This is a genomic window from Spongiimicrobium salis (assembly GCF_043678055.1).
GTDB classification, from domain to species: domain Bacteria; phylum Bacteroidota; class Bacteroidia; order Flavobacteriales; family Flavobacteriaceae; genus Spongiimicrobium; species Spongiimicrobium salis.
This window is the reverse complement of record NZ_JBHEQA010000001.1, coordinates 375,601-388,385: the sequence shown is the minus strand read 5'-3', so window position 1 is coordinate 388,385 and position 12,785 is coordinate 375,601. Positions and strand designations below refer to the sequence as shown.

The 12,785-nt window shown below is 39.8% G+C and carries 12 protein-coding genes; 7 read left to right on the top strand and 5 right to left on the bottom strand.

Translation table 11 applies throughout. The features are described from left to right. Positions 1-59: 59 nt before the first annotated feature. Positions 60-554 carry a metallophosphoesterase family protein gene (locus ACEXOE_RS01835; RefSeq protein WP_394747020.1) on the bottom strand — a complete coding sequence of 165 codons (495 nt, stop codon included), beginning with the start codon at positions 552-554 and terminating at the stop codon, positions 60-62. A 91-nt stretch (positions 555-645) separates the two neighbouring features. On the opposite strand from ACEXOE_RS01835, the gene truA reads away from it, so the two are divergent. Then, positions 646-1,398 carry a tRNA pseudouridine(38-40) synthase TruA gene (gene truA, locus ACEXOE_RS01830; RefSeq protein ID WP_394747019.1) on the top strand — a complete coding sequence of 251 codons (753 nt, stop codon included), beginning with the start codon at positions 646-648 and terminating at the stop codon, positions 1,396-1,398. Beyond that, positions 1,391-3,157, top strand: a complete 1,767-nt coding sequence (locus ACEXOE_RS01825; protein ID WP_394747018.1) for an ABC transporter ATP-binding protein — start codon at positions 1,391-1,393, stop codon at positions 3,155-3,157. The genes truA and ACEXOE_RS01825 overlap by 8 nt, the downstream gene beginning before the upstream one ends. A gap of 95 nt (positions 3,158-3,252) precedes the next feature. On the opposite strand, the gene ACEXOE_RS01820 is transcribed toward ACEXOE_RS01825, so the two are convergent. From ACEXOE_RS01820 to folP, 3 genes are read right to left on the bottom strand one after another with little or no spacing between them, the layout of a single operon-like run. Further along, complete coding sequence (locus tag ACEXOE_RS01820; RefSeq protein WP_394747017.1) at positions 3,253-4,107, bottom strand: DUF3667 domain-containing protein; 855 nt, start codon at positions 4,105-4,107, stop codon at positions 3,253-3,255. A 45-nt stretch (positions 4,108-4,152) separates the two neighbouring features. After that, positions 4,153-4,938, bottom strand: coding sequence for a diadenylate cyclase (locus ACEXOE_RS01815; RefSeq protein ID WP_394747016.1), 786 nt, complete (start codon positions 4,936-4,938; stop codon positions 4,153-4,155). Positions 4,939-4,983: 45 nt separating this feature from the next. Beyond that, on the bottom strand, positions 4,984-5,817 hold the full coding sequence (folP, locus tag ACEXOE_RS01810) for a dihydropteroate synthase (protein WP_394747015.1): 834 nt from the start codon (positions 5,815-5,817) through the stop codon (positions 4,984-4,986). A gap of 116 nt (positions 5,818-5,933) precedes the next feature. On the opposite strand from folP, the gene ACEXOE_RS01805 reads away from it, so the two are divergent. From ACEXOE_RS01805 to ACEXOE_RS01785, 5 genes are all read left to right on the top strand, one after another. After that, positions 5,934-6,476 carry a DUF1599 domain-containing protein gene (locus tag ACEXOE_RS01805; RefSeq protein WP_394747014.1) on the top strand — a complete coding sequence of 181 codons (543 nt, stop codon included), beginning with the start codon at positions 5,934-5,936 and terminating at the stop codon, positions 6,474-6,476. Positions 6,477-6,597: 121 nt separating this feature from the next. Beyond that, positions 6,598-7,692, top strand: coding sequence for a BT_3928 family protein (locus ACEXOE_RS01800; RefSeq protein WP_394747013.1), 1,095 nt, complete (start codon positions 6,598-6,600; stop codon positions 7,690-7,692). A gap of 99 nt (positions 7,693-7,791) precedes the next feature. Beyond that, on the top strand, positions 7,792-8,541 hold the full coding sequence (tpiA, locus tag ACEXOE_RS01795; RefSeq protein ID WP_394747012.1) for a triose-phosphate isomerase: 750 nt from the start codon (positions 7,792-7,794) through the stop codon (positions 8,539-8,541). A gap of 80 nt (positions 8,542-8,621) precedes the next feature. Further along, a complete protein-coding gene (gene prmA / locus ACEXOE_RS01790) occupies positions 8,622-9,458 on the top strand; it encodes a 50S ribosomal protein L11 methyltransferase (protein WP_394747011.1) in 837 nt (278 codons plus the stop codon). Positions 9,459-9,482: 24 nt separating this feature from the next. Then, positions 9,483-9,758 carry an ATP-dependent Clp protease adaptor ClpS gene (locus tag ACEXOE_RS01785; RefSeq protein ID WP_394747010.1) on the top strand — a complete coding sequence of 92 codons (276 nt, stop codon included), beginning with the start codon at positions 9,483-9,485 and terminating at the stop codon, positions 9,756-9,758. Positions 9,759-9,898: 140 nt separating this feature from the next. On the opposite strand, the gene ACEXOE_RS01780 is transcribed toward ACEXOE_RS01785, so the two are convergent. Then, positions 9,899-12,739, bottom strand: a complete 2,841-nt coding sequence (locus ACEXOE_RS01780; protein ID WP_394747009.1) for a S8 family serine peptidase — start codon at positions 12,737-12,739, stop codon at positions 9,899-9,901. Positions 12,740-12,785 lie beyond the last annotated feature (46 nt).

Below are 12,785 nucleotides of genomic sequence, written 5' to 3'. Positions count from 1 at the left end.
TAGTATTAGTGCGTTAAACCCGGGGTTGTTCCCGGGTTTTTTAGTTTAAGTGGCGTATATTATCTTTTTCCCAATTCAATAATTTCAAGATCCTTTATTTCTTCTCCATCAATAGTAAAGCGTAACATGGTGCGCATTTGATGAAAGCCGTGTTTTCCACAAGCTCCTGGATTCATATGTAATAGTCCAAGCTTTTTGTCCCACATCACCTTTAAAATGTGTGAGTGTCCACTGATAAATAATTTGGGGGGATTTTTTTTGATTTCTTCCCGGACTCTAACATTGTACTTATGCGGATAGCCCCCTATATGGGTAATCCATACATCTACCCCTTCACAAAAGAATCTATTGTCCAAAGGAAATTCCAATTGAATTTTATGGTCATCAATGTTCCCATAAACGGCGCGCAACGGCTTTTCTTTGCGGAGGGAATCGGTAACGGTCAATTGCCCAATGTCTCCGGCATGCCATATTTCGTCGGCTTGTTTTGCATACTTTAAGATGGTGTCGTCAATATAACTATGGGTGTCGGAGAGTAATAAGATGCGTGTCATTACATTAAAAAAATGCTAAAATTGCGGGCGATTAAATTTCTTTTAAAAAGGATTAGGGTATCTTTGTGTACCACAAAAATAGGCGATTAACTTGAGATATTTTATTGCTTTTTCATACTTTGGCAAATCTTATCACGGATGGCAAAAACAACCCAATGCCATTACGGTACAGCAAGTCTTAGAGGATGCATTTGCCACAGTTTTGAGAAAGTCAATTGCGTTAACGGCGGCCGGGCGCACAGATACCGGAGTTCATGCAAAACAGATGTATGCCCATTTTGATGCCGAAACAATAACGAACGCACCCGATTTGGTATATCGCCTCAATGCATTTTTGCCGGCGGATATCAGTGTGGCAGGAATTTACCCAGTGGCTCCTGATTTACATGCCCGTTTTCATGCCGTGGAACGAACGTACGAATATTGGATCGTGCAAGAGAAAAATCCTTTTTACACAGATGCGGCCCACTATGTAAAACATCCCTTGGATATTTCGCGGATGAATAATGCCGCAAAAATGCTAAAAGACTATACCGATTTTGAGTGTTTTTCGAAATCCAATACGGATGTGCATACATTCTTGTGCCAGATTGAGAATGCCTTTTGGAAGAAAGAAGGTGACCTATTGGTATTCACCATAACGGCAGATCGTTTTTTGAGAAACATGGTGCGGGCCATCGTGGGAACACTTTTGGATATTGGAATAGGGAAAACGGATAGCCAACATCTACATCGGGTAATTGAAAGTAAGGATAGAGGAAAAGCAGGAGCTTCGGTGCCGGCAAAAGGCTTATATTTGACCAAGGTTTGCTACCCCGAAAATAGTATAAGAAAAGATGGATAAAGAAACAGGAAAAGCATTTGATATACGTTTGTTCAAACGTTTAGTGGCTCATACGAAACCATATAGACTTACGTTTTATGGGGTGGCTTTAGCAGCCATACTACTTTCTGGCTTTGCAATACTTACGCCTTTAATTTTAAGGGATATTGTTGATGGAGCAATCAAGAATACCGATTCCGAACGACTCTTGTTCCTTGTAGTGTCTATGTTAGGAGTACTTCTGGGGCAGGTAATTAGCCAGTTACTGTTTAATTATTATGCGAACTGGTTGGGAGAATCGGTAATCAAGGATATTAGGATCAAACTCTTTGAACGAATGATCGGATTTCGAATGAAATATTTTGACAATTCTTCCATAGGTTTATTGGTCACTCGGGCCGTTGCAGATATGCAACGTATCGGGGAAATTTTTAGTCAAGGTTTTTTCGTAATCGTTGCAGATTTGCTGAAAATGTTGGCTGCGGCAGTGGTTATGTTGGTGCTTAATTGGAAATTGGCTTTGATCGTATTTTTGGTACTTCCTTTGATTCTCTATGCTACTCGCTTGTTTCAAAAAGCAATGAAGGTTGCCTTTATCGAAGTCAGGGCGCAGGTTTCCAATTTAAATTCCTTCGTGCAGGAACGCATTACAGGAATGAAAATCGTACAATTGTTTACCCGTGAAAAAATAGAGAGTGAGAAATTTAGGGAAATCAACACCAAGCATCAAAATGCTTGGTTGAAGACCGTATGGTACAACTCTATTTTCTTTCCCATCGCTGAAATTGTCTCCTCTATTGCCGTTGGTTTGGTAGTATGGTTTGGAGGGCTTCAAAACGTAGCCAATATCGATACGAATGTGGCCGGGACATTATTTGCCTTTATCCTTCTTATTGAAATGCTCTTTCGGCCGTTGCGACAGATAGCCGATAAATTCAATACCTTGCAGATGGGGATGGTCGCGGCGAACCGAGTATTTAAAATTCTGGATACCGAAAGCCATATTGAGGATAAGGGAGAAGTGGTCAAGGAAGATGTCAAAGGAGATATCTCCTTTGCTGATGTCCGTTTTGGATACTTGGAGAATGAGGAGGTTTTGCATGGAATATCTTTTGATGTGAAAGCAGGGGAGACCATTGCTATTGTGGGAGCAACAGGAGCTGGAAAATCTACGATCATTAATTTGTTGAATCGTTTTTACGAAATCAATTCAGGAGCCATCTTCGTGGACGGCGTCAACATAAGGGATTATAAATTGGCCTCATTGCGATCTAAAATTGCCATTGTATTACAAGATGTCTTTCTTTTCGCGGATACCATTGCCAATAATATTTCTTTAAAGGATGATGCTATCGCTTTAGAAGAAATCAAGGAAGCTGCCAAGCAAATAGGAGTTCATGAATTTATCAGTAGTTTGCCAGAGGATTACCAATACAATGTAAAAGAGCGTGGTGCCATGTTATCTAGCGGACAACGACAATTGATCGCTTTCCTAAGAGCTTATGTGAGTAATCCAAGTATCCTGGTATTGGATGAAGCAACTTCCTCTGTAGATACCTATTCCGAACAATTGATCCAACGGGCAACCGAAAAAATTACGGAGGGTAGAACGTCCATCATCATTGCGCATCGTTTGGCCACCATAAAAAAGGCCGATAAGATTATTGTCATGGATGCGGGGCAAATTGTAGAAATTGGGACACATCAAGAGCTGTTAAAGAATGGGGGCTATTACAACAATCTGTATGAAGCGCAATTTATGTCTGACGAAGTTGCTTAACTAAGATTAAATTTCTTTTTTCTGGGAACTTCAAATGATGTGCTTTTTTCCATACGCTTAAAACGCTACTTTCGGTGAATGCATTTAGGTCTTGTTTAGGAAATCCAGTGATACAGTGTCATGGGCAATTGAGCAACCTTTTTATTTTTTTCCACTTCTTTAATGATTTCCTCAATAGCATCCGTAAAAAGAAACACGAAAGCAAAAGACACAATAGATACTAGAATATAAAGTACAAAGGATACCGCAAAGAACAATAGAATTTTTAGGAGAACCTGTGCGGCATTCAAATCAAAGACCTGCTGTAAAACATAGATGTAATAGATAAACTGAAGGAGTGTCGTGGAGAGTGCAATACCCAGAAATAAATTGCTATTCCATAGGGTTAGGAATTGCAATAAACTAATGGTGATAGTGTAGTGCGAATAGGTATAGATATTGAGTACGACATGTTCACTGAAATTGAATTTTTTATAGTTGTAAAATACGATTCTGGAGATGATGGCTAAAATGGGAACGGTGAGTATTAAAATCAAGGATTGATATTCCAGAATATTTTGCACCGCTTCATTTATGGATTCCGTAGCTTGAAAGCTTACATTGCTATTATTGGATTCAAAAACCGAGAAGGCATCTGTATATATAGAGTCAAAAAATTTATTTTGAATAAAAAATAAAAAGCCCGCGAGGGTCAGGGCAAAGGTAAGGTAGCCAGCAGGATTAATATAGCGTTTACGTATACCGGAAACATAACCGGAAATTACAGCGTCGGGCTTCGCAAACATATCCCTGAAGGTTTTGACCAAATAGTTTTCCACATTGAGGAAGCGCTCCGAAAAGTCTGCCCATAGATTTTTGATGGTTAATCTGTTTCTAATGATTTTTGCTCCGCAAGCGTAGCAGAAATTGGCCCTAAAGCGTAATGGAGTGTCACAATTTTTGCAATACATAATGGTTGGTTTTATGGGATACAGCTACGTTTGAGGGTTACTGTCTCAGACTAGGTCTTCCTGTATAATTTCGGTAAGCTCTTCTAGGTTTTTATATAATATGAATTCTCCGTTTCTAATATAAGTAATCAATCCTGTTTCCTCGCTTACTACGATAGCAAGGGCATCGGTTTTTTCCGTAATGCCTACAGCAGCCCTATGTCTAAGACCAAAACGAAGAGGGATACTTCGTTCTTTGGATACGGGAAGAATAACTCTGGTGGCTACAATAAAATTTCCCGCAATAATAGCTGCACCATCATGTAAAGGACTATTCTTATAAAAAATACTTTCTATAATGGGTTGTGTGATCTCAATGTTCATTTTGTCTCCGGACGATTTTACAAAATCCAGTGAATTATTTCTTTGGATAACGATAATGGCCCCGGTTTTGGACGCGCTCATTTTTTCGCAGGCTTTTATCAAAGCTTCAACATTGGCCGTATTCGTCAATACTTTTTGCTTAATAAACTTAAAATGGCGAATGAAATTGCGTTTTGTTGCAAAATTGGTAGATCCTATCATCAATAGGAATTTTCGTATTTCTTGTTGAAAAACAATGATCAATGCAATGAGACCTACTTGCATAAATCCACCCACAATACTGCTGATCATTTTCATTTCCAATAACTCGGTCAGTTTCCAAAACCCCCAAACAATGACAATTCCAATAAAAATATTAATGGCTACGGTTCCTCTGACCAGTTTATAGACATAGTACAGTAGGACAGCTACCATAATAATGTCTATAATATCGGTAATTCTGAAATCGAGAAAATTAAAAAAATCCAATCCTAGCGGTTTTTGTAAAATTAGGAAAAATTGAGAAACAAAAAATCAATCTTTTTCTGACGGAATAGCTTCCCATAGTTTAATGCAATCCATGGCTTCCTTGACATCGTGCACCCTTAATATCTGCACCCCCTTGCCGAGTGCAAACATATGTAAGGCCGTGGTTCCGTTCAGTGCTCCTTTGGCATCGGTTTGGAGGGTTTTATGGATCATGGATTTTCTGCTTAATCCAATCAAGAGAGGCAAATCTAAATGATGAAAGAGGTTTAGCTTGCCCAAGACTTCATAGTTTTGTGTCACATTTTTGGCAAAGCCAAAGCCCGGGTCTACAATAATATCCTTAATTCCGGCTGCTCTTGCCATGGCAATACGTTCTGAAAAGTAATAGAGGATATCCTGGAGAAGGTTTTTATAGTTGGTGTGCCCTTGCATACTCTGCGGGGTACCCTTGAGATGCATCATGATATAAGGCGATTTATATTGGGCTACCACCTTAAACATATTCCCATCCAAGACTCCGGCCGAAATATCATTGATCAGGGCAGCTCCATGTGAAAGGCAAGTAGCCGCAACAGTACTTCTAAAGGTGTCTATGGAGAGTAGAATATCCGGGAATTTTTTGATAAGGAGGTCAATAATGGGGACAATCCTGCGCAATTCTTCCTCTTCTTGGACATGTTCTGCTCCCGGCCTTGAACTATAAGCGCCAACATCAATAAAAGTAGCTCCATCGTTCAACATTTTTTCCACTTGAGACAGTAATGCCGCATCGTCCTTATATTTTCCGCCATCAAAAAAAGAATCCGGAGTAATGTTCAGGATGCCCATGACTTTAGGGTTTTTTAAATCAATCAGTTGTTGCTTGCAATTCAGGGTCATGGTTATTTTTTTAGCGGATTAAATTCTAGGTACGGACGATCTAAAGACAAGTTTAAAGAGATACCTTTGAACAATTAAAAATTTTAAGCGAAATTTACGCAAATTAGAACGAATAGATGCAGCAAACTTCTCAGCAATACGATGCAGTAATTCAAAAGTGTCGTGACTTATTCCTAAAAAAAATGAAGGACTACGGCAGTGCATGGCGTATTTTAAGATTGCCTTCACTCACCGATCAAATTTATATCAAGGCGCAGCGTATACGAAGTTTACAGGAGAATGCCGTAAGGAAAGTAGACGAAGGGGAGAAATCCGAGTTTATAGGAATCATCAATTATGCCCTTATGGCGTTGATACAATTGGAAAAAGGTATTGCGGAGCAACCCGATCTTTCATTGGAAGAAGCCTTGGGATTCTATGATAAACATCTTGAAGAGACCAAATCCCTAATGGAGAATAAGAATCATGACTATGGAGAGGCCTGGCGGGATATGAGAGTGAGTTCATTAACCGATTTAATCATCCAAAAGTTGTTGCGTGTAAAACAAATAGAAGATAACCAAGGGAAAACATTAGTCAGCGAAGGTATTGATGCCAATTACCAGGATATGATCAATTATTCCGTTTTTGCAATGATTCACCTTTCCGAAGAGAAATAAGGGAGACTTGTGCATCCTGTTTTGCCCTGTGTATGCTATTGCATTTAGATAGATTTGCCGCTCTGGAGGCGATATAGGCGCTACGGGATATGAAATGTATACAAAGTTTATAAAGAGAACTATGAAGTTTATTGTTGGTTTTAGTAGAATTTTTGTTGGGGTATTATTCATTATCAGCGGTTTTATTAAGTTGAACGACCCAGTGGGCTTTTCCTTTAAATTGGAAGAATATTTTAGTCCGGGAGTTTTAAACCTTCCTTTTTTTGAACCCCATGCGTTGGAAATTTCTATTATTGTGGTGATTCTGGAAGTCTTGGTGGGCGTGATGCTCCTCGTAGGATTCCGAGTAAAACTAACGCTATGGAGTCTATTGGCAATGATCGTTTTCTTCACTTTTCTTACATTCTACTCGGCCTACTTCAATAAAGTTACGGACTGTGGCTGCTTTGGGGATGCTATAAAATTAACGCCCTGGGAATCCTTTACGAAGGATGTGATATTATTAGTGCTTATTTTGATTCTCTATGTGGGTAGGAAACATATACAACCAATCTTCAATACGAAAATAAATGCAAGTGTCACGGTAGTTGCGTTGCTGTCTTGTGTCATTTTTGCCCATCATGTATTGAACCATTTACCGTCTATTGATTTTAGGCCCTATAAGATTGGCGCCAATATCACGGACGGCATGAGTGTTCCTGAAGATGCTCCACAGGCCATCTATGAATATGCATGGAAATTTGATGTCAATGGAGAAGAAAAAATTATCGTGACCAATAAGGAATATCCCAATGTGGAAGGAGAGTTTATAAGTGTGGAGACTACGGAAATACAGGCGGGTTATGAACCTCCGATTCATGATTTTAGTATTGAGCAGAATGGGGAAGACTTTGCGCCTACTTTTCTAAAGAAGGATAAATTGGTCATGATTATCGCTTACGACCTTAAAAAGAGTACTTCTACAGCATTTAAAGCGGTCAAAGAAATGGCGGCCACAGCGGCGAAGAAAGGGTATAAGGTCATTGGCATGTCGGCTTCTGGATCAGAATACACCGAGAAAATACGGAAAGAATACGGCTTGGATTTTGAGTTCTATTTCACCGATGAAACGGCACTCAAGACGATTGTGCGCTCTAACCCGGCAGTTTTGGTTTTGAAAAAAGGAACCATACAACAAAAAGTACATTATAACGATATCGATTCGCTCACTTTTTAGCGCTTGGGTATCGTAATGATTAGAATTTATATGGGTAGGATATAAGGGCAAACCATACTTTTGCACCTTTGAAAAAAATAATGAAATCAACAGAACATCATGAGAAACAAAATCGTTGCAGGAAACTGGAAAATGAACAAAAATTTAGAGGAAACGGAAACATTGTTATCGGCCTTATCCGCTAAATTGCCAGATACCCATGCGGAAGTAATGGTAGCGCCAACTTCAATAAATCTTGCGGCAGCTGTACGTCATTTGCATGCTTCTGCCATAGAAGTGATTGCTCAGAATATGCATTTTGCAGAAAGCGGCGCCTATACCGGGGAAATCTCTGGAGACATGTTATTGAATGTTGGTATAGAAACTGCAATTATTGGACATTCGGAACGAAGGGCCTATTTTGGCGAGACCGATGAAATTTTAGCCAAGAAAGTAGATACCGCCTTAGGAAAAGGGATACGAATTCTTTTTTGTTTTGGCGAAGAATTGGAAGATCGTAAGTCTGGAAACCATTTTAAGGTAGTAGAGGAACAATTGAAAAATGCCTTATTTCATTTAGATACAGCAGCATGGAAGAATATTGTATTGGCTTACGAGCCAGTGTGGGCCATCGGTACAGGGGAGACGGCTTCCCCGGAACAAGCACAAGAGATGCACGCCTTTATCAGGAAGACAGTAACAGAGGCCTTCGACGCTACTGTGGCAGATGAAGTATCCATTCTGTATGGTGGCAGTGTAAAACCGGCCAATGCGGAGGAGATTTTTTCAAAACCCGATGTAGATGGAGGTCTTATAGGAGGGGCATCTTTAAATGCTGATGATTTTATTGCCATTATACGGGCAATCTAATGTAAGGAAACCTGTACGAAAGATATGATGATGCTGAATAATGTTGTATTGAATACGCCTTTTTGCTAAAGCTACCCGCGATGAATAATACCGTATATATAGGATATCATTTTACCGTTGAGCCTGTGCAGCCAGGTTCTGATATTCTAATTGCTGAGCTGGGAGAGGTTGGTTTTGAGAGCTTTGTAGAGGAAGAAACAGGGATTTTGGCCTATATACAGAAAGAAGATTGGAATCCTTCAATTCTGGAAGGTATCCAGATTTTAGAACATCCAAATTTTCAGATTGCCTATACTAAAGAGGAGATTGCCCAAGAGAATTGGAATGCCACTTGGGAGGAAAATTTTGAACCTATTCAAGTGGGAGAACTTTGTGCGGTACGTGCTCCTTTTCATTCAAAGCCAAATGTTCGTTATGATATTGTCATTGAGCCTAAAATGAGTTTTGGTACGGGGCATCATGAAACAACCCATATGATGTTGCAACACATCTTGGAGCATGATTTTAAGGGTAAAAGTGTCTTGGATATGGGAAGTGGGACAGGTGTACTTGGTATTCTGGCGGCAATGCGAGGAGCATCTTCCGTAGATGCTATAGATGTTGACAATTGGTGTTACGTCAACGCCCTGGAAAATGTGGAACGTAACCAGTGCCCGCAAGTTAGTGTATACGAAGGAGATGCTAGTTTATTGAAAAATCAACGCTATGACATCATTTTGGCGAATATCAATAGAAACATTTTACTTTCGGATATCCCCACTTATGTTGGATGTTTAAAACAAGAAGGAATCCTTTTTTTAAGTGGATTTTATCAAGAGGATATCCCAATAATATCCGAAAAATGTGCCAAGGAAGGGTTAAAATTTGAAAAAAACAGCGAAAAAAATAATTGGGTTGCTGTAAAATATGTATTTTAGTTTCGAAGATAAAACCCCATTTCTATGAGTGGTAAAGAAAAATTATCGGAAGAACTCCTAGTCGTTGAAGAAACGGTAAAGCAGCACGAAATCTTATTGTTCAATGATGATGTCAATACATTTGACCATGTTATTGATACTTTAATAGCCGTTTGTGACCATACACCGGAGCAGGCAGAGCAATGTGCCATTATTGTGCATCACAATGGAAAGTGTACGGTGAAGACGGGAGCGTATAAAGACCTTAAACCGCAGTGCAGTAAGCTGTTAAAGGCGGGACTTAATGCAGAAATTGTATAAGTATACTTTTGTAGTTAAGTTTTAGGTGCAGGTGTTCTTAGGAGTGTCTATCTGATACTTTGTAGTAGATGCTTTTGACCTCAATGAAAAGCTTTCTTTTCTATGGGGAAGCCCAATAACCCCAAAATCTTTAATAATTCCTAGAGCTTATAGATGAGCTTGGCCAAGCGTTCCTTACTTTTTTCACTGTACAGCGATAAAGCGTATACACCTTGACGCAAATTGGTTAAAACAACAAATTGCTGTTCCGAATTTATCTCCGTGGTCATTAGTAATCGCCCTGCCAGACTATAAATTTCCATCCATACTTTTTCCTCAGGAAAACTTTTGGTAAAAATGGTGATTCCATCCGTTACCGGATTGGGGAAAAAAGCAAAAGGAGTGGTGCTCAAAAAGAAGAGCTCTGCCTCTTCAGAAAAGAACGTGCCACCATCCAAAGTGGTAATTTTAACCCGGTAAGTATTCAGTCCCTGATCCGGATTTTCATCTAAAAAAACAAAGCGTAACGAAGCATTTTCGGCAATAGTTCCTATAGCTTCAAAAGTACCTGCAACGAGCTTTTCAATTTCTATTGTAGCCACATTTAATACACTGGATACGATTATGCTGAGCTCACCCGCGGTTTGATCTTCTGAGACCTCCGCAATCAATGCGCTCTCATAGCAGCCTGCTTCAAATACCTCATAATCCTGTGCTATTCCAAGAATACCGGGATTCCCGTTTTCTAAAATAGGTTGTACTGAAAAAAAATTGGAAGCAACGGCAGTTTTATTAAAGACAAAAGTAGTATCCACGGCCGTAACTAATGGTTCTAGTGTATTTTCATTTAAATTGTACACCCGATATGCCGAAACCCCTTCTTGTTTCCTCCAAACGAGTTGAACCGTGTCTTCACAATTTAATCCTACATTGATATTAATGGCTCTGGAAATCGTAAAGGGTTCAGTAAGAAAGTCTTGCTCATCAATGGTCATTCTCGCTAGGGCGGTACCGGCAAAATCCTCTGGGGGCTCCCATAGATAAAAGCCATCCTGAATAGCTAATTGTGTGTCTATGACATTCCAACTAAGACCATCATCATAACTAATAGCCAATTCTCCCGCAGCCTCATCAAAACTACTTTCCCATCTAAAATAACTTATGGTTTCCCCATTATACGGGAAATTATCATTGACCAGAGGGTAGTTCCATGAAAAATGATCTTCGATATCCCATTGATAGGCAATGGCAAATGCTTGGGAAGGAGTGCTGATGTCAAAGCCTGTAATACGGATACTAAATTCGCCGGAACTTGGATTTTCGATCACTACTTGTTCAATATTGTTGAGGTGATCTTCTCCCCTTTCCGCTGAAGCTTCCAAAGCAGCTTGGGAAGGGTTGCTGTTCAATATCCAGGGTAAGTGCGTACTACCTGAAGGCGAGATAACGGTCATGTCAATATCATTGATGAGGGCAAGATTACTATTGACCATCGCTGGGACATCTGTCCAGACCAAAGTAATTTTAAGGTTTTTGGCATTTTCGGGTAGGGGAATAGAGAAATTTTTGGTTTCTGCGGGTTGCACTTCGTCTAGAATATAGCGTCCCTCTATGAGGGTACTAACCGCTCTATGACCATTGATGTTCCCATAACCCGTGGCAAAATCGGGACCTTTGGCCCCAATGTCATTGGCGCTATTGATCAAGGCCGCTTTAGAGAGCGCAGCTGGGGCAGGTGTACCTTGTGACTCTTGATAGGCTTGTTGTAGTAGGGCGGACAAGCCGGAAGTCAACGCTGTGGAATTGGAAGTTCCAATGATACTGTAGCTTACCAATTCTGGTTTTATTCTACCGTCAAAAGCAGGTCCTTTTGATGAAAAAGGAGAACGTTCATCCTCCTCATTTATCGCTCCAATAATCAAGTTGTTCTTGCCCATTTTAAAATTCCCTGTGAGATTGGCAAAATTTCCAAGACCAGCATAACTCCCATCCTCAGGTACAATGCCTCCAGCATTTCCTGAAGAAAAAATGTGCAATTCATTTGGGTTTTCATGAATATGTTGATCATAGGCCTGGGCGAGCGAGCCATAAAAATTTTCAATAGAAGTGCCGTAAGAATGATTTTGTATGAAAATACCGCTTCCTGTCAAGTATTGGGCAGCATCAGGGGGTAGGTTCATTAAGTTTGAAGATTGTAGGAGCGCACTTGGGGCAACCCCTTTGCCATTTATGGAAGAATTTCCAAGTCCGGCTATGATGGTGGACATATCTGTTGGGTGTTGTTCAAAAATGTCGGATTGTAAAGGAGAGAAAATCAATTTATCGATAAGATCAATATCTCCTTCAAAATAGCGATTGTCCTTTACGGAAACGGTAATGCCCATTCCGGTAAGGTTGGGATAATCTACTGCTATTTTATTGATATTGTTAATGCCAAGGTTTAGATCATTTACAGTACTTTCTGGTATAGGGTCAAAAGATTCGTACCCAATATAGGTTACTTCTGTTAAGGGAAGTACCGCAGCCTTGATATCGGATAATCTTCCATAGATATACAAATAGGCACTTGTCTGCCCGGTAATGGAAACCGTTTTATTTCTTTTGAGTAAATCCTGCGTTTTTTGGAGGTCTTTAGAATGGACGACATAGTTGGCTTCGGTTGTGGATTGAATGTTCTTTACGGAATTCCCTAGTTTCCATTCATTATTGACCAAAGCTATACTGTACATTTCATTGGAAGGAGAGTACATTGTTTGGGGTAAAGAAATTACATAATGTTCATTATCGAGAACGCGCAGTACGGTTATCTCTTTGGTTCCCAAGAAAGACTTTTGTTCGGTACGCAAACGGATCAAGGCAGTCACGGTAGCATTTTTTTGCTGTAAAGACGTCAAATCCTGATTTTTATGAATGTAATCCATCCATTTCGTGTCAAATGACGTTTGCCCCAAAATAGGTGCGGCGTAGAGCAATAGTACAATACGGTATAGGTGTTCTTTCATAGCTAAAGTGACAATAATTACATTGGGGAATGTAGTTTTTTGTCAA

What these genes read in the sequence shown, in the direction of transcription:
- ACEXOE_RS01835 (WP_394747020.1), bottom strand. Translation starts at nt 554, where the DNA reads ATGACACGCATCTTATTACTCTCCGACACCCATAGTTATATTGACGAC.
- ACEXOE_RS01825 (WP_394747018.1), top strand. Translation starts at nt 1,391, where the DNA reads ATGGATAAAGAAACAGGAAAAGCATTTGATATACGTTTGTTCAAACGT.
- ACEXOE_RS01820 (WP_394747017.1), bottom strand. Translation starts at nt 4,107, where the DNA reads ATGTATTGCAAAAATTGTGACACTCCATTACGCTTTAGGGCCAATTTC.
- folP (WP_394747015.1), bottom strand. Translation starts at nt 5,817, where the DNA reads ATGACCCTGAATTGCAAGCAACAACTGATTGATTTAAAAAACCCTAAA.
- ACEXOE_RS01805 (WP_394747014.1), top strand. Translation starts at nt 5,934, where the DNA reads ATGCAGCAAACTTCTCAGCAATACGATGCAGTAATTCAAAAGTGTCGT.
- ACEXOE_RS01800 (WP_394747013.1), top strand. Translation starts at nt 6,598, where the DNA reads ATGAAGTTTATTGTTGGTTTTAGTAGAATTTTTGTTGGGGTATTATTC.
- tpiA (WP_394747012.1), top strand. Translation starts at nt 7,792, where the DNA reads ATGAGAAACAAAATCGTTGCAGGAAACTGGAAAATGAACAAAAATTTA.
- prmA (WP_394747011.1), top strand. Translation starts at nt 8,622, where the DNA reads ATGAATAATACCGTATATATAGGATATCATTTTACCGTTGAGCCTGTG.
- ACEXOE_RS01785 (WP_394747010.1), top strand. Translation starts at nt 9,483, where the DNA reads ATGAGTGGTAAAGAAAAATTATCGGAAGAACTCCTAGTCGTTGAAGAA.
- ACEXOE_RS01780 (WP_394747009.1), bottom strand. Translation starts at nt 12,739, where the DNA reads ATGAAAGAACACCTATACCGTATTGTACTATTGCTCTACGCCGCACCT.